Annotated in this window: 15 protein-coding genes; 2 read left to right on the forward strand and 13 right to left on the reverse strand. The window is 63.7% G+C overall.

Annotated features, from left to right (window positions below; all coding sequences use genetic code 11):
• Nucleotides 1–51 precede the first annotated feature (51 nt).
• From EJ078_RS19095 to EJ078_RS19155, 13 genes are all read right to left on the reverse strand, one after another.
• Nucleotides 52–519: an NUDIX hydrolase gene (locus EJ078_RS19095; RefSeq protein WP_067318836.1), complete on the reverse strand. Its 468-nt coding sequence runs from the start codon at nucleotides 517–519 to the stop codon at nucleotides 52–54.
• A 145-nt stretch (nucleotides 520–664) separates the two neighbouring features.
• Nucleotides 665–928, reverse strand: a complete 264-nt coding sequence (locus tag EJ078_RS19100; protein WP_245299831.1) for a hypothetical protein — start codon at nucleotides 926–928, stop codon at nucleotides 665–667.
• Nucleotides 929–1095: 167 nt separating this feature from the next.
• The gene (locus EJ078_RS19105) at nucleotides 1096–1788 is read right to left on the reverse strand and encodes a response regulator transcription factor (RefSeq protein WP_095826776.1); all 693 of its coding nucleotides are present in this window, start codon (nucleotides 1786–1788) and stop codon (nucleotides 1096–1098) included.
• A complete protein-coding gene (locus EJ078_RS19110) occupies nucleotides 1785–4508 on the reverse strand; it encodes a sensor histidine kinase KdpD (protein WP_127403603.1) in 2724 nt (907 codons plus the stop codon). Before EJ078_RS19110 ends, EJ078_RS19105 begins: the two co-directional genes overlap by 4 nt.
• A 56-nt stretch (nucleotides 4509–4564) precedes the next feature.
• Nucleotides 4565–5128 (reverse strand): potassium-transporting ATPase subunit KdpC, encoded by a 564-nt coding sequence (gene kdpC / locus EJ078_RS19115; protein WP_127403602.1) that lies wholly within the window; start codon nucleotides 5126–5128, stop codon nucleotides 4565–4567.
• Between the two features lie 12 nt (nucleotides 5129–5140).
• On the reverse strand, nucleotides 5141–7237 hold the full coding sequence (kdpB, locus tag EJ078_RS19120) for a potassium-transporting ATPase subunit KdpB (RefSeq protein WP_127403601.1): 2097 nt from the start codon (nucleotides 7235–7237) through the stop codon (nucleotides 5141–5143).
• Nucleotides 7234–7464, reverse strand: a complete 231-nt coding sequence (locus tag EJ078_RS19125; RefSeq protein WP_067319613.1) for a hypothetical protein — start codon at nucleotides 7462–7464, stop codon at nucleotides 7234–7236. The genes kdpB and EJ078_RS19125 overlap by 4 nt, the downstream gene beginning before the upstream one ends.
• 7 nt (nucleotides 7465–7471) lie before the next feature.
• The gene (gene kdpA / locus EJ078_RS19130; RefSeq protein WP_127403600.1) at nucleotides 7472–9175 is read right to left on the reverse strand and encodes a potassium-transporting ATPase subunit KdpA; all 1704 of its coding nucleotides are present in this window, start codon (nucleotides 9173–9175) and stop codon (nucleotides 7472–7474) included.
• 22 nt (nucleotides 9176–9197) lie between these two features.
• Nucleotides 9198–9287 (reverse strand): K(+)-transporting ATPase subunit F, encoded by a 90-nt coding sequence (locus EJ078_RS19135; protein WP_067003971.1) that lies wholly within the window; start codon nucleotides 9285–9287, stop codon nucleotides 9198–9200.
• A 492-nt stretch (nucleotides 9288–9779) separates the two neighbouring features.
• Nucleotides 9780–10871 (reverse strand): Gfo/Idh/MocA family oxidoreductase, encoded by a 1092-nt coding sequence (locus tag EJ078_RS19140; protein ID WP_067003969.1) that lies wholly within the window; start codon nucleotides 10869–10871, stop codon nucleotides 9780–9782.
• A gap of 74 nt (nucleotides 10872–10945) precedes the next feature.
• Nucleotides 10946–12118: an ABC transporter substrate-binding protein gene (locus EJ078_RS19145; RefSeq protein ID WP_127403599.1), complete on the reverse strand. Its 1173-nt coding sequence runs from the start codon at nucleotides 12116–12118 to the stop codon at nucleotides 10946–10948.
• An 83-nt stretch (nucleotides 12119–12201) separates the two neighbouring features.
• A complete protein-coding gene (locus EJ078_RS19150) occupies nucleotides 12202–13050 on the reverse strand; it encodes an ABC transporter permease (RefSeq protein WP_128203005.1) in 849 nt (282 codons plus the stop codon).
• Entirely contained in the window at nucleotides 13047–13880 is an 834-nt protein-coding gene (locus EJ078_RS19155; RefSeq protein WP_127214028.1) for an ABC transporter ATP-binding protein, read from the reverse strand. The genes EJ078_RS19150 and EJ078_RS19155 overlap by 4 nt, the downstream gene beginning before the upstream one ends.
• Before the next feature lie 269 nt (nucleotides 13881–14149).
• On the opposite strand from EJ078_RS19155, the gene EJ078_RS19160 reads away from it, so the two are divergent.
• Both EJ078_RS19160 and EJ078_RS19165 read left to right on the forward strand, forming a co-directional pair.
• Nucleotides 14150–15097: a MurR/RpiR family transcriptional regulator gene (locus EJ078_RS19160; RefSeq protein WP_127214026.1), complete on the forward strand. Its 948-nt coding sequence runs from the start codon at nucleotides 14150–14152 to the stop codon at nucleotides 15095–15097.
• A gap of 50 nt (nucleotides 15098–15147) precedes the next feature.
• Complete coding sequence (locus EJ078_RS19165) at nucleotides 15148–16938, forward strand: NAD(P)/FAD-dependent oxidoreductase (protein ID WP_127214024.1); 1791 nt, start codon at nucleotides 15148–15150, stop codon at nucleotides 16936–16938.
• Nucleotides 16939–16941 lie beyond the last annotated feature (3 nt).

Genomic DNA, 16941 nt, shown 5'->3' on the forward strand with positions numbered 1-16941 from the left:
CCTGACGGACAGCGGTGTCACACTTTCGTGGAATTGCGCCAGGCCATCGTCTTACGCCGGATCGGTCGCCAAGGCCGTCAAATCCCTCAGCAGCGTGGAAAGCTCCGGCTCGTCGATCAGCAGGGCCGCATCGGCCGCCGGCAGCCAAGCCCGCTGACGGTTCACGGCCTCCCGCCAGTCGGCCATCTCCTCGCTGACCTCGAGCAGGTAGACGACCACGTCGACACGGACGAAACGGCTGGCCATGCGCTTCCAATAGGAGTAGCCGCCGGCAGGCTGCTTCAGCGCCTTGCCCAGCACGCCCGCCTCTTCCTGGGCCTCGATCGCGGCCGCCTTGCGCCCGCTCTTGCCTTTCATGGGCCAGCCCTTGGGCACAATGAAACGTTTGGTCGTGCGCGAGGTGACCAGCAAGACTTCAAGCTGGCCGTCGCCGCGTAGGCGAAAGGGGATGGCCGCCACCTGGCGGATCCGCTCTCCCTTCTTTGCCCTGCGTACTGCTTTCTTCTTGGCTGCTGCCATCCCCAAATCCGATCAAAGCGGCATTCCTGCCGTACGCTATCCGCACGGCAAAAATCTCGCTCCTGCAAATCCCAAAACCGCCGCCCATGCAAGGCGGCTCGCTGCCGACAGTAAGTCGGCTAAGTAAACCCAAAAAAGAAAAATGTCAGCGGCAGACCCGCGAAATCGTGGTGCCGATCACCTGAGACTGGCAATTCTGCTTGACGATCGGCACTTCAGGGCGAGCCTTCGGAACGATCTGCCGGTCCTGCTCGCGGTAAAGCTGCTGCTGTTGCTGGAACTGTCGTCGCTGCAGCTGGTTCCGGAGCGCCTGCAGCTCGTTATGTTGGATCAGGGCGTTGCGGTCTGTGGGGATGACGACCTGCGCGGAGGCATATGAAGCCGCGCCCAAAAGGGCGGCAGTCGACAAAGCCGCGGCAATCAAAGCCGCCGATAGCCGAGGATGCGACATCGCTTCCTTCCCGCACGAAAAACAGAAACCTTGCCGTAATATAGGATGTTTGTGCGGATCTACCATGGTTCAAGCGACCGATCTCGGCACAGCCTCGATCGGTTGGATGATGCCCGCCGGTTCCTTCAATCGACCTCGCGCAAACGGTAGCCGACGCCGGTCTCGGTGATGATGTAGCGCGGCTGGTCCGGTGTCTTCTCGATCTTCTGCCTCAATTGGCGGACATAGACCCTGAGATATTGCACGTCCGTCGACTCGTTCCAGATCTGCTTCAGCAGGAACTGATGGGTCAGAACCTTGCCGGCATACTGCACGAGCATGCGCAGGATATCGTATTCCTTCGGCGACAGTTTTACTTCCTTACCCTCTACCTTGACGATGCGCTTCACCAGGTCGACCGAAAGGTCTCCGGCCTGGAACACCGGCTTCTCGCCCTGCTGCTGGAACTTGTGGCGCAGCGCCACGCGGATGCGGGCGACGAGCTCGTTCATGCCGAAGGGTTTCGTCACATAGTCGTCGGCGCCCATCTCGAGCGCCTGGACGATGCCGGCCTCGTCGGTGCGGCTCGATAGGATGACGACCGGAATGTCGAGGCCGTCGTCACGCCATTTGCCGAGCAGTTCGAGGCCCGTCATCCCCGGGAGGCCGAGATCGAGCAGGATCAGGTCGGGCCGCTGCGCCTGCATGAGCTCGATCGCTGCCTTGGCGTTCGGTGCCTCCGATACGGCATAGCCCTGGCTGCCGAGGCCGACCCGAAGCAGCCTGCGGATCGGCGGTTCGTCGTCGACGACCAGGATGCTGACGTTCTGACCGGTCATGCGGCGTCATCCGTTTTGGCCACGGCAAGGTCCGGAATTTCCTGCGGCACCGGCATGCGGATGGTGAAGATCGCGCCGGGCCGGTCGGTACGGTTCGTCGCCGAGATCCTGCCGCCCATGGCCTCGACGAAACCGCGACTGATCGACAGGCCGAGACCCGTGCCGGCGCGGACCTGGTCGCGCTTGCGCACCCGGTAGAAGGTGTCGAAGATCCGTTCGAGGTCGTTCGGCGGGATGCCTGGTCCCTCGTCCATGACCTGCAGGATGACGGAGCCGTTGTCGACCCAGCCTTGGAGGCGGATGGTTGAGCCGGGCGCGGAATATTTGGCGGCATTGTCGAGGAGGTTGAACAGCGCCTGCTCGAACAGCACCGGGTCGAGGCGCAGCATCGGCAAGTCCGGCGGAATGTCGGTGTCGATGCGGTGCTCGCCGGTGATCTTGCGAGCGCGATCGAGCGCCGAGCCGACGATATCGCCGACATAATGGAGGGCGTAGTTCGGCTCCATGGCGCCGGACTCGATCTTGGTCATGTCGAGCAGATTGGCGATGAAGCGGTTGAGCCGCTCCGATTCGTCGACCACCGTCGACAGGAGTTCCGTGCGGTCCTCTTCGGGAAGGGCGGCCGCGTATTCCCGCAGCGTGCCGGCGGCACCCATGATGGCGGCCAGCGGCGTCTTCAGGTCATGCGAGATCGAGGTAAGCAGCGCCGTGCGCAGCCGGTCCGCTTCCGCCGCCAGCCTGGCGCGGTCGACATCGGCGACAAGCTGGATGCGTTCGATGGCGACCGCCGCCTGATCGGCAAGCGCGTCGAGAAGGCGCTGCTGCTCGGGGGTCAGCAAAGGGCCCTGCTTGTCGTTGTCGAGGCCGACGACGCCGACCGCTGTCCGGCCTGTTCGCAAGGGCAGATAGAGGCGCTTCGCGCCGGGCAGCGTATCGGCGCCGCGGCCGGCGGGGCGGTCATGTTCCCAGGCCCAGCGGGCCGCCGCGATGTCGGCCTCGGCGAGCGTATCGTCCGGCGGATAGCCGGCCTTGACGGTGATCGTTCCATTCTCGGGCAGAAGCAGCACCACGCGCACTTTCAGCATCGAGGCGATCTGGAAGGCGGTGGCCCACAGCACGTCGTCAAGCGTGCCGGCGCCGGCGAGCTTCTTCGAGAACGAGTAGATGTCCTGCGTGGCTCGCGCGCGTGAGCGGGCGGCGACCGCCTGGCGCTGGACGCGCGCCGTCAGATTGCTGGCGATGACTGCGACAACGAGAAAGACCACGAAGGCAACGATGCTCTCCGGATCCCTGATCGTGAACGTATAGCGCGGCTCGAGAAAGAAATAGTTGAAGGCAAGCGCGCTCAGGAAACAAGCGTAGAGCGCCGGCCAGAGTCCGAACGTCACCGCAGAAGTCAGCACCGCCAGCAGCAGGACGCTGGCCAGATTGCGGACATCGAGGAACTGATCGAGAATCGAGCTGACGGCCACCGCGCCGGCGACATAGGCCGTCGAGAACAGATAGGGCCAGATCTGGAAGGGCTTCTGCTCGGACGCGGCCTTCACACGTGCCGACAGCATGTCGGCATCGCGCTCCTTGCCCGAAATGACATGGACGCTGATGTCGCCGGCATTGCGGATCAGGTCATAGGTGAGCGAGCCCTCGATCAGTTCCCGCCAGCGCGAGCGGGTCGGCCTGCCGATAACGATATGGGTGAAGTTGTTCGCCGTCGCATGGCGCACGATGTCCTGGGCGACGTTCTGGCCCGGGATGGTCGCCACCTCGGCGCCGAGCTGTTCGGCAAGGCGCAGGTTTGTCGCCAGCCGGTCCTTGTCCTCTTCGGACATGCCGGCCAGGCGAGGTGTGTCGACATGCAGCGCCGTCCATGGCGCCCGCAGGCGATCGGCGAGCCGGCGCGCGTAGCGGATACGAGCGCCCCCGTCCGGACGCGAGTCGACGCAGACAAGGACCCGCTCGCCGGCCGCCCACGGTCCCGGAATGGCGTGGGACTGCATATGGCTGAGGAGCTGTTCATCGACGCGCTGCGCGGTGCGTCGCAGCGCCAACTCGCGAAGCGCCGTCAGATTGCCAGGCGAAAAATAGTTCTCGATCGCGCGCTGAGCGGTTTGCGGGAAATAGACCTTGCCTTCATGCAGCCGCTTGATCAGGTCGTCCGGGGTGAGGTCGATGACCTCGATGTCGTCGGCCTCGTCGATGATGGAATCCGGAACGGTTTCGCGCACCCTGACGCGGGTGATCTGCGCCACGACGTCATTCAGGCTTTCGACATGCTGGATGTTGAGCGTGGTGTAGACGTCGATGCCCTGCGACAGGATTTCCTGAACATCGAGATAGCGCTTGGGATGACGGCCGCCGGGCGCGTTGGTGTGCGCGAGCTCATCGATCAGAACCAGCTCCGGCCGCCGTTTCAGGATGGCGTCGATGTCCATCTCGTCAAGGACGCGGCCCCTGTATTCGACCTCGCGGCGCGGGATCACCTCATAGCCTTCGACCAGCGCCTGGGTTTCCTTGCGGCCATGCGTTTCAACGACGCCGATCGCGACGTCGATGCCGTCGGCGCGCCGGGCGCGGCCTGCCAACAGCATCTCGTAGGTCTTGCCGACGCCGGGCGCCGCGCCAAGGAAGATGCGCAGACGGCCGCGGCCCTCCCGCTCCGCGTGCTCGAGCAGCGCGTCGGGAGAAGGTCTGTTCTCGAAGCTGGTCCTGTCGTCCGGCATCAAGTCCAATCATGGATTGCACCGGGGATCGTGTCGATCCCCGCTGCGAGTGCTGATTATTTGAGATCGTCGAGCTCCATGTTGAGGGCCAGCACATTAACCACCGGCTCACCCATGAAGCCCAGCTCGCGATCCTCGACATGGCCGTCGACAAGCGCTTTCACCTTGGCTTCAGCGATGCCCCTGGCCTTGGCAACCCGCGGCACCTGGAAATAGGCCGCCTCCGGGCTGATGTCGGGATCGAGGCCGCTGCCAGACGTGGTGACGAAATCCATCGGAACCGGTGCGTTCGGGTTCTCGGCCTTCAGCCTGTCGGCGTCGGCCTTGATACGTTCGATCAGCTTCGCATTGGTCGGCCCGAGATTCGAGCCGCCGGAGGAGGCGGCGTTGTAGCCGTCGCCGGCGGCCGACGGCCGCCCGTGGAAATAGCGGTCGCTGGCGAAGGCCTGGCCGATCAGTTCGGAGCCGATAACCTTACCATCCTTTTCGATCAGGCTGCCATTGGCCTGCCTGGGAAACAGCGCCTGCGCGATGCCGGTCATGCCGATCGGATAGATAAGGCCGGTCAGCACCGTGAAGATCACGATCATGACGATCGCGGGTCTGAGTTGCTTGAACATCGAAATGGGTCCCTATGCCAGGCCAAGAGCCGTGACGATCAGGTCGATCGCCTTGATGCCGGCGAACGGCACGATGATGCCGCCAAGGCCGTAGAGGAGAAGATTGCGGGTGAGCAGCGCGCTGGCGCCGATGGCGCGGTATTTCACCCCCTTCAGCGACAGCGGGATCAGCGCGACGATGATCAGCGCGTTGAAGATGATCGCCGACAGAATGGCGCTCTGCGGCGTCGCCAGATGCATAATGTTGAGCGCCTGCAGCGGGCCCGCCGACTGGCCGGGCGCGACGTAGAACACGGCGAACATGGCCGGGATGATGGCGAAATACTTGGCGACGTCGTTGGCGATCGAGAAGGTGGTCAGCGAACCGCGCGTCATCAGCAGCGCCTTGCCGATCTCGACGATCTCGATCAGCTTGGTCGGATCGCTGTCGAGGTCGACCATGTTGCCGGCCTCGCGCGCGGCGACCGTGCCGGTGTTCATGGCGACGCCGACATCGGCCTGGGCGAGCGCCGGCGCATCGTTGGTGCCGTCGCCGCACATCGCGACAAGCTTGCCCTTGGCCTGTTCCTCCCGGATCAGCGACAGCTTGTTTTCAGGCGTCGCCTGGGCGAGGAAGTCGTCGACGCCGGCTTCGGCCGCGATGGCCGCTGCGGTCAGCGGATTGTCGCCGGTGATCATCACCGTGCGGATGCCCATCTTGCGAAGCTCGGCGAAACGCTCGCGAATGCCGCCCTTGACGATGTCCTTGAGGTGGACGACGCCGAGCAGGCGCCCGTCGCGCTCGACCGCCAGCGGCGTGCCGCCGGCCTTGGCGATCTCGTCGGCCCTGGCCTGCAGGTCGCGCATGGTGTCGCTTGTCGGACGCGTGCCATGGCTTGCCACCGTTGCTTGATTGACATGGGCTAGCACGGCATCGACCGCGCCTTTGCGCACCGACGAGCCGTCGATGTCGACGCCGCTCATCCGGGTCTGCGCGGTGAAGGGCACGAAAGTGGCATGCAAGGTCGCCATATCGCGGGCGCGGATGCCGTATTTTTCCTTCGCCAGCACCACGATCGAGCGGCCTTCCGGCGTCTCGTCAGCCAGCGAGGCCAATTGAGCAGCATCGGCCAGCTCCTGTTCGATCACCCCCTTCACCGGATGGAACTCGGTCGCCTGGCGATTGCCGAGCGTAATGGTGCCGGTCTTGTCGAGGAGCAAGGTGTCCACGTCGCCGGCAGCCTCGACGGCGCGGCCGGACATGGCAAGCACGTTGAAACGCACCAGGCGATCCATGCCGGCAATGCCGATGGCCGAAAGCAGCGCGCCGATCGTGGTCGGGATCAGTGTCACGAACAAAGCGACGAGGATCGTCACCGGGATATAGCCGCCGGAATAAGAGGCGAAGCTCGGGATGGTCGCGGTGGCCAGGACGAAGATCAGCGTCATGCCTACAAGCAAGATGTTAAGCGCGATCTCGTTCGGGGTCTTCTGGCGCTCCGCACCTTCGACCAGCGAGATCATGCGGTCGAGGAAGGTCTGGCCGGAGGCGGCGGAAATGCGCACGCGGATCCAATCGGACAGCACCTGCGTGCCGCCGGTGACGGCCGAGCGGTCGCCGCCGGATTCGCGGATCACAGGCGCGGATTCGCCGGTGATTGCCGCCTCGTTGACGGAAGCCACGCCTTCGATTACCTCGCCGTCGGAAGGGATGATGTCGCCGGCTTCGACCAGCACGATGTCGCCGATCTTCAGGCTGGTGCCAGGCACCAACTTCAACTTGCCGCGATCCTCGGCGTTGACGAGCAGCTTGGCCTGGGTCTCGGTGCGCGCCTTGCGCAGCGAGTCCGCCTGCGCCTTGCCGCGCCCCTCGGCCACGGCCTCGGCAAAGTTGGCGAACAGCACGGTGAACCACAGCCAGATGATGATCTGCAAGGTGAAGCCGAGATCGCCGCCGCCGGTGATGACATCCTTGACGAACAGCACGGTGGTGAGTGCTGAGACCATGGCAACGACGAACATCACCGGGTTCTTGATCAGCGTGCGCGGATCGAGCTTGCGGAAAGCGCCGCCAATGGCGGGCATCAGGATGCTGGCATCCAGAATGCTCGCGGATTTGGACTGGCTCATTTTAAGGCTCCAGTATCGGTGATGTTGGATGGCGCCGGGTGTTCGGTCTTCGGCAACAGATGCGGAAGGCCCGAGGCCAGCAGCCACAGCACGAACAGCACGGCCGCCATGCCGAGGAAGGTGGAGAGCGTCGGGAAAGGACGAGGTTTCTCGTCCCCTCCGTCATCGGGCGTTCCGTCACCGGATTGGTGACGATCGTGCCGAGGTATGTTGTTGAACCAAGGCATGGTCATCTCAGAAAGTCTGTCCGCGGATCATCGCCAGATGCTCGACGATCGGACCGACGGCGAGCGACGGGAAGAAGGTGAGGCCGCCGACGATGACGATCACGCCGACCAGGAGGCCGACGAACAGCATGCCGTCGGTCGGGAAGGTGCCGGCGGAAGCAGGCACGGTCTTCTTTGCGGCCAGCGAGCCGGCGATGGCCAAAGCCGGGATGATGACCAGGAAGCGGCCCATCAGCATGCCGATCGCGATGGTGATGTTGTACCAGGGCGTGTTGCCGGTCAGTCCGCCAAAGGCCGAGCCGTTGTTCGCGGCCGCCGACGTATAGGCATAGAGCACCTCGGTGAAGCCGTGCGGGCCGCCATTGGCCATCGAGGCCACCGCGCTCGGCAGGACCACGGCGATAGCCGTGAAGATCAGCATCGCCAGCGGCAGGCAGAGGATGGCAAGCATCGCCATCTTGACCTCCTTGGCCTCGATCTTCTTGCCGAGATATTCCGGTGTGCGGCCGACCATCAGGCCGGCGACGAAGACGGCGATGACGACAAACATCAGGATGCCGTAGAAGCCGGCGCCGACGCCGCCGACGATGACCTCGCCAAGCTGCATGTTGATCAGCGGAATCATGCCGCCAAGCGCGGTGAACGAATCGTGCATGGCATTCACGGCGCCGCACGAGGCGGCCGTGGTGATGACCGCGAACAGCGCCGACAACGCAATTCCGAAGCGCGTCTCCTTGCCTTCCATGTTGCCGCCGTCGATGCCGAGCGCATGCACCAGCGGACTGCCGGCGGCCTCGGCCCAGTAGCAGACGATGACGCCGACGAGAAACAGCACGCCCATCGAGGCAAGGATGGCCCAACCCTGGCGCTCACTGCCGACCATCCGCCCGAAGACGTTGGTGAGACCGGCGCCGAGCGCGAAGATCGACAGCATCTGGATCAGGTTCGAGATGGCGTCCGGATTCTCAAAAGGATGCGCGGCATTGGCGTTGAAGAAGCCGCCGCCATTGGTGCCAAGCATCTTGATGGCGACCTGAGAGGCGACTGGGCCGAGCGCGATCGTCTGCTTGGCGCCTTCCAGCGTGGTGGCGTCGACATAGGGTCCAAGCGTCTGCGGGATGCCGAGCCACACATAGACGAGCGTCAGCACGATGCAGGCCGGCAGGAGCACGTAAAGCGTGCAGCGGGTCAGGTCGACCCAGAAACTGCCGATCGACTTGCCCGAGGCGCGGGCAAAGCCGCGGATCAGCGCGATCGCAATGGCAATGCCGGTGGCGGCCGAAACAAAGTTCTGGACGGTGAGGCCGGCCATCTGCACGAGGTAGGACATCGTGCTTTCGCCGCCGTAGTTCTGCCAGTTGGTATTGGTGACGAAGCTCGCCGCGGTGTTGAAGGCGAGCTCCGGTTCGACCGCAGCCATCCCGGCGGGATTGTAGGGCAGCGCGCCCTGCAGCCGCTGCAAGGCATAAAGCACGAGGAAACCGGCGAGGTTGAAAAGCAGCATGCCGGTGGCGTAGGCGGCCCAGTGCTGTTCTTCCTTCTCGCTTGTCCCGGCGAGGCGATAGAGGCCGCGCTCGATCGGGACAAGCACGGGCGACAGCAACGTACGATCGCCTTTGAAGACGCGGTGCATGTAGCCGCCGAGCGGCTTCACGAGCAAAAGCAGGATCCCGCAATAGACGAGGATCTGTATCCAGCCGTTGAGTGTCATGAACTGACTTTCCGTATGCCGATCAGAAGCGCTCTGGACGGATGAGGGCGTAGGTGAGGTAGGCAAGCAAGAACAAGGTCACCGCGCCGCCGAGGACGTAGTCGAAAAGCATTGTAAGACCCTTCGATCAGATTCTGTCGCAGGCTTTGACGTAAGCTAAGGACAGGACGAAGAACAAAATCCCCATCCCGAGAACAACGAGGTCCATTGCAGGCATTCCTTGTTTCGGCTTGTTTTTGCACCCCGACACGGTCGAGTTCAAAATTGCACAGGACCGCCCGTCACCTTGGCGGCGATGGCGATGAAAGTGTTTTTCGAGGGGAATATGGACCCGACCGCCATAAAGGTTCGAGACGAGGCGGGGAGCAAAGAAATAGGAATCTTATAGGAAATTGACGCCACGGGATGAAGGCGGCGGCAACGTGCTATTCCAAAGATCCGGAAGCTGGTTGGCCGGCCGCCGGTCCCTGCACGGCATCTCCTCTTCCAACTGCGTGGAGAGCGCTACATAGCGGCCCGACTGGCTGCATGCCGATCGGCACGCCGCCGGCGGACTGCCCATCCGCGAAGGGCTTAGGGGTTGCGCGGCAGGTGACCGGGAGCTTCAGGTCAGCTCGACGGTCCGCTTCTCCGCGATGCTCTGTTCGGCGGCCAAAACGATGCGCAGGCTGTTGACGGCGGCATCCATTTGCTCGGTCAGATCGAGGTCCTCACGGATGGCGCGCAGGAAGAAGGCCTGCTCGCGGTCGCAAAGCTCCTGATGGCCGGGCTCGTCCTCCATGCTGACGATCTCGTCGGGCTTCGAGAAGTTCTTGTCGCCATCGACCTGCGCGTAGTGGATCTTCAGCGCGTCGGTCTTGGTGTGGCGGTCGATGTCGGCGGAATCCGATACCTCCTCGGCTTCCTTGGCGCTGCTTGCGGACTGGCCGGCGACGATCGAAACGGCGCCCTTCGGGCCGACCACATCCTTCACGAAATAAGCGGTCTCGCTCATCATCGGGCCCCAGCCGGCTTCATACCAGCCGACCGAGCCATCGTCGAAAGTGACGTGCAGATGGCCATAATTCTGCTTGTCGGCTTCGGCCCAGAGCTTGGCGCCGATGCCGTGCACGCGCACCGGCTTGGCGCCGGTCAGCTGGCACATCACGTCGACATAGTGCACGCCGCAGTCGACGATCGGGATCAGCGAGTCGATCAGGTTCTTGTGCCAGTGCCAGGCGCTGCCGCTGCTCTGCTGGTTGAGGTTGAGGCGCATCACCAGCGGCTTGCCGAGCGTCTTGCCGACCTCGATGAATTTGATCCAGGACGGGTGGACGCGCAGGATGTAGCCCAGAACCAGCTTCCGGTTCTTGGCCCGCGCGGCGGCCACCACCTTCTCGGCGTCGGCGATGTTGGTGGCGAGGGGCTTTTCCATGAACACATGGCAGTTGGCGGCGATCGCCTTCAGCGCGTATTCGGCATGCGTGTTCGGCCAACTGTTGATCGAGACCGCGTCCGGCTTGGTCTCCTTCAGCGCCAAGTCGAAATCCTCATAGAGCGGATAGCCGGCGAGCTCCTTCGGGATCTTCTTGTTGCTCTTGATGGTGCGGCTCATGATGCCGACGATCTCGAAGCCGTCGGAGCGGTGATAGGCGCTCGCATGCGAAGCGCCCATATTGCCCAGACCAACCACCAGGATTTTTACTTTGTCGGCCATGTCAGCCTCCCCAATGCTCTTTGAACAGTAGCTCGGGCGGCATCAGGCGCCGCCCGATGGTCAATGCGCCCGCCTTACTTGACGGCGGAATCGAACAGGTGCGCCTTGATCTTCTCGACGTCGAGCGCGGCAAAGCCTTCCGACAGTTTCACGCCGTCGGCATCGGCCTTGACCTTCGCCTTGTCGAAGTCGTTGGCGGTCGGAATCAGGTCGTTGGTGCAGACGTCTTCGGCCTTCACCGGCGCGGTGATCTGGCCGATCTTCAGGATCTCGTCGAAAAAGCCCTGCCAGCTCGCCATGTCGTGCGAGCCCCAGCCACTGCGCTTGTCCATGTCACCGCGGAAGACGTTGATCTGCTGCAGGATCGAGGTGGTGCCGAGCTCAGGGCCAAGGTTCTTGGCCAAGGTCGGGAATTGCTCGAACACGGCTTCGACGGCCGCGCGCGGGTTCTGGTAGCCGAATTCGAGGCCCATCGCCCAGCCGCGCAGATATTTTTCGAGGAAGGCCCTCTTGTCGGGATCCTCGAGATCGGCGGCGCGCACGACGAAGGTGTTGGCCGGAAGCTTGGAATTCTGGACGCCGAGCCAATATTCGAAGTCGAGGTCCTTGGCGATCCATTCGGCGCGCAGACCTTCCCAGGAGAGTGCGGCATCGCCTTGGCCGCCGGCGAGCGCGGTGCCCCAGGTCGGCCACCCGGCCTCGACATATTTCACCTTCTTGATGTCGACACCCTGCGCGGCAAGCAGCGGATCGACGATCGCCTGCCAAGCGGCGGAGCCGAGCAGGATCGTCTTGCCTTCGAGGTCCTTCAGGTTCTTGGTGCCCTGGCCCTTGCGGAAGGCGATGCTGAAGGTGTCGCGCGCGCCCATGTGGAACACCGACTTCAGCTTCATGCCGTTCTGGATGGCGAAGGAGAAGACGCCGGGCGAGGGGAAGCCCATGTCGGCCTGGCCGACATCGACGAACTTGACCGTCGCGGTGCCGTCAGACGGACCCGGCTGCATGTCGGTGGCGAGGTCGCCGAAATAGCCGGCCTTCTTGGCCGACCAGTAGGGATAGTCGTCCAGCACTTCGAGCGTGCCGCGCGGCGAGATCCAGGTGAATTTTTCATAAGCCGCCGCGCTGGCTTTCAGACCCGATGCGCCGAGCGCGGTGGCGGTCACGACGCCGGCGGCCGTCACTTGCAGGAAGTAGCGGCGGCTGATGCCCGCTCTTGTCGCCGTACTGAATAAGCTTTCGTTGGTCATGGCATTCCCCTTTTGTTGATTGCCCTTATCGATCGCTTGCCCTTGCCTTCGCCCGTCTCCCGGGCGATCTCATCCGTCCGCGCTCATGCCTCCCAGCTCGCCCATTTCTTGCCGATCAGGAAGAAGAGCACGTAGATCAGGATGCCGAGCGTCGACAGGATCAGCACCACCGCGAAGAATTGCGGCATCTGGATCATCGACGAATACGAGGTAAGCCGGTTGCCGAGGCCGAAGCCGCCGCCGACCATCTCGGCACCTACCGCAGTGAGGAGCCCGAAGATCGCACCGATCATCAGCCCGACCAGGATCATCGGCAGCGCCATCGGCGCGCGGATCTTCCAAAAGATCTGCAAGGTGCTCGCGCCATAGGAGCGAGCGAGCGCGATCTTGGCGCTGTCCACGCGCCGGAACCCGGTCGCGGCATTGATCATCACCATCGGTCCGGCGGCTAAAGCTACCGCGATAATGCGCGGCGTATAGCCGAAGCCGAAGCGCAGGATGAGAAGCGGCACCAGCGCCAGCATCGGCGTGGTGACGAGGATCAAGATGTAAGGCGCGACGATCTTCTCGGCGAAGGGAAACTGCGTGATCACCGCCGCCATCACCAGCCCGACGACGGCGCCGATGGCAAAGCCGGAGAAGAGCTCGACCAGCGTGTAGCCGAGATGCGGCGCGATCAGCGGGAACTCGTCGAACAAAGCGTAAACGATCGCACTCGGCGGCGGCATGATGTATTGCGGCACGTGGAAGATGCGCAGCGCCAGCTCGATGCCGCCGATGATCACCACCGCGACGACGAGAATCGCGGCCACCTCGGCACCGGACTTGACGCCCGGGCCGCCGGCGAAGGCGGAGAGGTTGGTGAGGCTGACATCCTGGCCGTCGCCGGACTTGGCCTTGGAGAATTCCGGAATGGCGTCGCCCCCGCTCACGGCCTGATCCTCACGATTTCAGCGCTCTTGTGTTGCAGCTGCTCCTGCGCCTTCGGCCGGCGCTCGCCGACGATGTCCATCTTGATGCGGTTGGTGAGGTCGAAGACCTCCTTGGTGGCCATGATCTCCAGCGAGCGCGGGCGCGGGAACGGCACGTCGTAGACCTTGGCGACGCGTCCCGGCCGCGCGGTCAGCACCACGACCCGGTCGGAGAGGAAGATCGCTTCCTCGATGCTGTGGGTGATGAAAACGATGGTCGTCTTGGTATCGAGCCAGATCTCCTCGACGAGGCGGTTCATCTCCTCGCGGGTGAAGCTGTCCAACGCACCGAAGGGCTCATCCATCAAGAGCACGGAAGGCTTCAGCGCCAGCGCGCGGACGATCGCCGCGCGCTGCTGCATGCCGCCGGAAAGCTCGCGCGGGAACTTGCCGCCGAAGCCGTCGAGCCCGACGCGATGAAGCAGATGCGCGATCCAGGCGCGATCGGGCTTCTCACCCTTGATCTCGAACGGGAAGTTTATGTTGGCGTCGAGATTGCGCCAGGGCAGAAGGTTCGCTTCCTGGAAGACGATACCGATCTCGGGACGCGGGCCGGTGACCTCCTTGCCGTCAAGCAGTATCGCGCCGCTGGTCAGACGATGCAGACCCGACATCGACCACAACAGCGTGGTCTTGCCGGAGCCGGAGGGGCCGACGATGGAGACGATCTCGTTGGCGTGCACGTCGAGGCTGCAGCGGTCTAGGGCGAGAAGATCGCCGGAGGCCGTGGTATAAACCTTGCTCGCTGCCTGCACGCCGAGCTTCGGCGTTCTTGCGCTGCCGGTATTCATGCTCCCCTCGGAGACTGCGTGATTGTTGCCGGAGCCCCCTCTGTCCGCGAAATCAGTCTGTAACTATCCTACTTTACTGTCAAGCGGTGGCAAAGATCTGGCGCCATCAGATTCAACTAAAGCTCATCTAAGCGTCTGATTTCGCCTGTGTTTAGACGCGCTTGCAGTGTGTGTTACTTTCCTACATACTCACTTCGGCTGATTGCCCATGGCCAGCCGGCGGATAATCGCAAATATGGTGGTCCAGAAACGGCAGAGAAGGACGGCCAATGACCGAAGCTGACAGCCAGGCGCTGCGGATTTCCGACGGGGATGACGGCCGGCATGATCATGTCAGGCGCTTCCCCGACATCATTTCGCAGGTGAAGGACAGCTACACGGACTTGCGGCCGGCGGAGCGTCGCGTCGCCGACGTCGTGCTCGACGACGTCAAATATGCCGTCGATGCATCGAATGCCGCGCTGGCGCAGCGCGCCCAGGTCAGCGAGCCGACGGTCACCCGTTTCTGCCGCGCCATCGGATGCGACGGCGTGCGCGACTTCAAGCTGAAGCTGGCGCAGAGCCTCGTCGTCGGCGCGCTCTATCTTAGCACCAAGCCGCAACCCACGAACGGCGACAGCGGCATGCCGTTCTGGAACGCCGTCTTCGGCGAAGCGCGCCGCGCGCTGCAGGAGGCCGAACGGCAGATCGATCCAGGGCAGTTGCAGAAAGCGGCGGAGCTGATCGCCAAGGCCAGGCAAGTGGCGGTATTCGGACTTGGCGGCAGCTCATCGGCGCTGGCGCAAGAGACGCAGTATCGCCTGTTTCGCTATGGCATCACCATCAGCGCGCAATGCGATCCGTATCTGATGCGCATGACGGCTTCGACGCTGAAGCCGGGCGATGTGGTGATCGCGATATCGGCGACCGGCCGTACCCGAGAGGTGATCGAGGCGGTGGAGCTTGCCAAGCACTATCGCGCCGACGCGATCTGCGTGACCGCGCCGGACACGGAGCTGACACGCGTCTGCGATGTCCAGCTGACGATGGCGGTTCCCGAATATCCCGACACGCTGAAGCCGACAGCTTCGCGCTACGCCTTCCTTGCGGCCATCGACCTGCTCGCGGTCGCGTCCGCCTACAAGCTCGACGGCCCGGCGCGCGAGACGGTGCGCCGCATCAAATATAACGCCCAGATCCATCGGACGGGGAAGGAGATGGAGCCGCTCGGCGACTGAGAACAGCCGCAACGCGGCTATGATCTGCGTATTCAGGGGAACGAACATCAATGCTCGACATCGCACCATCGCAACAGGCGGCAACCTGGCTCGGCACATTCGGCCGCGCGCTCGAGGCGGGTGACATCGAGGCGGCGACGCACCTTTTCGTGGACGATTGCTACTGGCGCGATCTGCTGACCTTCACATGGAACATCAAGACCGTGGACGGCCAACCGGCGGTCCGCGAGATGCTCAAGGCGACGCTTTCCTCGACGCAACCATCGCACTGGCGCCTGTCCGGGGAGTCAAGCGTCGCCGACGGCGTCATCGAGGCCTGGTTCAGCTTCGAGACGGCCGTGGCGCGAGGCGAGGGCATCCTGCGGCTCAAGGATGGCCGCTGCCGGACGCTGTTCACGGCGATGAGCGAGCTCAAGGGTTTCGAGGAGCAGAAGGGGCCTGCCCGGCCGCTCGGCATCCGCCACAAGGCCGATCCCGAACGCGAGACCTGGGCGGAAGCAAGAGCGCGCGAGGCGCGTGAGCTCGGCGTGCACGAGCAGCCCTATTGCCTGGTGATCGGCGGCGGCCAGGGCGGCATCATGCTCGGCGCCCGTCTGCGGCAGCTCGGTGTTCCCACCCTCATCGTCGAGAAGAACGCGCGCGCCGGCGATTCCTGGCGCAACCGCTACCGCTCGCTCGTGCTGCACGACCCGGTCTGGTACGACCATCTGCCCTACATTCCGTTCCCGGAAAACTGGCCGGTGTTCACGCCCAAGGACAAGATGGGCGATTGGCTCGAAATGTATGCCCGCGTCATGGAGCTGAACTACTGGGTCGCCACCAAATGCATCAGTGCGGCCTATGACGAGCCCGAAAAGCTCTGGACGGTGGTGGTCGATCGCGCCGGCGAGCGCATCACGCTGAAGCCGAAGCACATCGTGTTCGCCACCGGCGCCTACGGGCCGCCGCGGCAGATCGATCTGCCTGGCGCGGACAGCTTCAAAGGCGAGCTTTTGCATTCCAGCCAGTACTCGACCGGCGAGAAATTCCGCGGCAAGCACGTCGCGGTGATCGGCGCGGCGAGCTCCGGCCACGATGTCAGCGTCGACCTCTGGGAAGCCGGCGCCAAGGTCACCATGGTGCAGCGCTCGCCGACGACGGTGGTGAAGTCGGACACGCTGATGGAGGTCGGCTTCGAGATCTTTTCGGAAAAGGCGCTGGCGCGGGGCATCACCACCGACAAGGCCGACATGATCGTGGCTTCGACACCCTTCGCGCTGGTCCCAAAAGGCCAGCGGGCGCTCTATGACGTCATCCGCGAGCGCGACGCGGATTTCTACAAGCGCCTCAGCGACAGCGGCTTTGCCATCGACTTCGGCGAGGACGAGACCGGACTGCTTATGAAAGCCTATCGCACCGGCTCCGGCTACTACATCGATGTCGGCGCCTGCGAGCTGATCCTGAACGGCGAGATCGCGGTGAAGAGCGGCGTCGGCATCAAATCGCTGACGCCGACCGGCATCCTGTTTGAGGACGGCAGCGAGCTGGCGGTCGACGCGATCGTCTCCTGCACCGGCTACCAGTCGATGAACGAGACCGTGGCAGGGATCGTTTCCCGGGAGGTCGCCGACAAGGTCGGGCCGTGCTGGGGCCTCGGCTCCGGCGTCAAGGGCGATCCCGGCCCGTGGCAGGGCGAGTTGCGCAACATGTGGAAGCCGACCGCCCAGGAGGCGCTATGGTTCCACGGCGGCAATCTCGCGCTGTCGCGCTTCTATTCGAAGTTCGTGGCGCTGCAGCTCAAGGCGCGGATGGAGGGGATTGCGACGCCGGTCTATGGCGAGCCGAGCAATTCGCGACGGTGAGCC

Origin of the sequence: Mesorhizobium sp. M1A.F.Ca.IN.022.06.1.1, from assembly GCF_003952605.1 — a bacterium.
GTDB lineage: Bacteria > Pseudomonadota > Alphaproteobacteria > Rhizobiales > Rhizobiaceae > Mesorhizobium.

Excerpts from the sequence above, each read along its gene's own strand:
- EJ078_RS19135 (WP_067003971.1), bottom strand. The coding sequence starts at position 9,287 with ATGCTTTTCGACTACGTCCTCGGCGGCGCGGTGACCTTGTTCTTGCTT.
- EJ078_RS19125 (WP_067319613.1), bottom strand. The coding sequence starts at position 7,464 with ATGCCTTGGTTCAACAACATACCTCGGCACGATCGTCACCAATCCGGT.
- EJ078_RS19105 (WP_095826776.1), bottom strand. The coding sequence starts at position 1,788 with ATGACCGGTCAGAACGTCAGCATCCTGGTCGTCGACGACGAACCGCCG.
- EJ078_RS19155 (WP_127214028.1), bottom strand. The coding sequence starts at position 13,880 with ATGAATACCGGCAGCGCAAGAACGCCGAAGCTCGGCGTGCAGGCAGCG.
- EJ078_RS19110 (WP_127403603.1), bottom strand. The coding sequence starts at position 4,508 with ATGCCGGACGACAGGACCAGCTTCGAGAACAGACCTTCTCCCGACGCG.
- kdpA (WP_127403600.1), bottom strand. The coding sequence starts at position 9,175 with ATGACACTCAACGGCTGGATACAGATCCTCGTCTATTGCGGGATCCTG.
- EJ078_RS19145 (WP_127403599.1), bottom strand. The coding sequence starts at position 12,118 with ATGACCAACGAAAGCTTATTCAGTACGGCGACAAGAGCGGGCATCAGC.
- EJ078_RS19160 (WP_127214026.1), top strand. The coding sequence starts at position 14,150 with ATGACCGAAGCTGACAGCCAGGCGCTGCGGATTTCCGACGGGGATGAC.
- EJ078_RS19140 (WP_067003969.1), bottom strand. The coding sequence starts at position 10,871 with ATGGCCGACAAAGTAAAAATCCTGGTGGTTGGTCTGGGCAATATGGGC.
- EJ078_RS19095 (WP_067318836.1), bottom strand. The coding sequence starts at position 519 with ATGGCAGCAGCCAAGAAGAAAGCAGTACGCAGGGCAAAGAAGGGAGAG.
- kdpC (WP_127403602.1), bottom strand. The coding sequence starts at position 5,128 with ATGTTCAAGCAACTCAGACCCGCGATCGTCATGATCGTGATCTTCACG.
- kdpB (WP_127403601.1), bottom strand. The coding sequence starts at position 7,237 with ATGAGCCAGTCCAAATCCGCGAGCATTCTGGATGCCAGCATCCTGATG.
- EJ078_RS19165 (WP_127214024.1), top strand. The coding sequence starts at position 15,148 with ATGCTCGACATCGCACCATCGCAACAGGCGGCAACCTGGCTCGGCACA.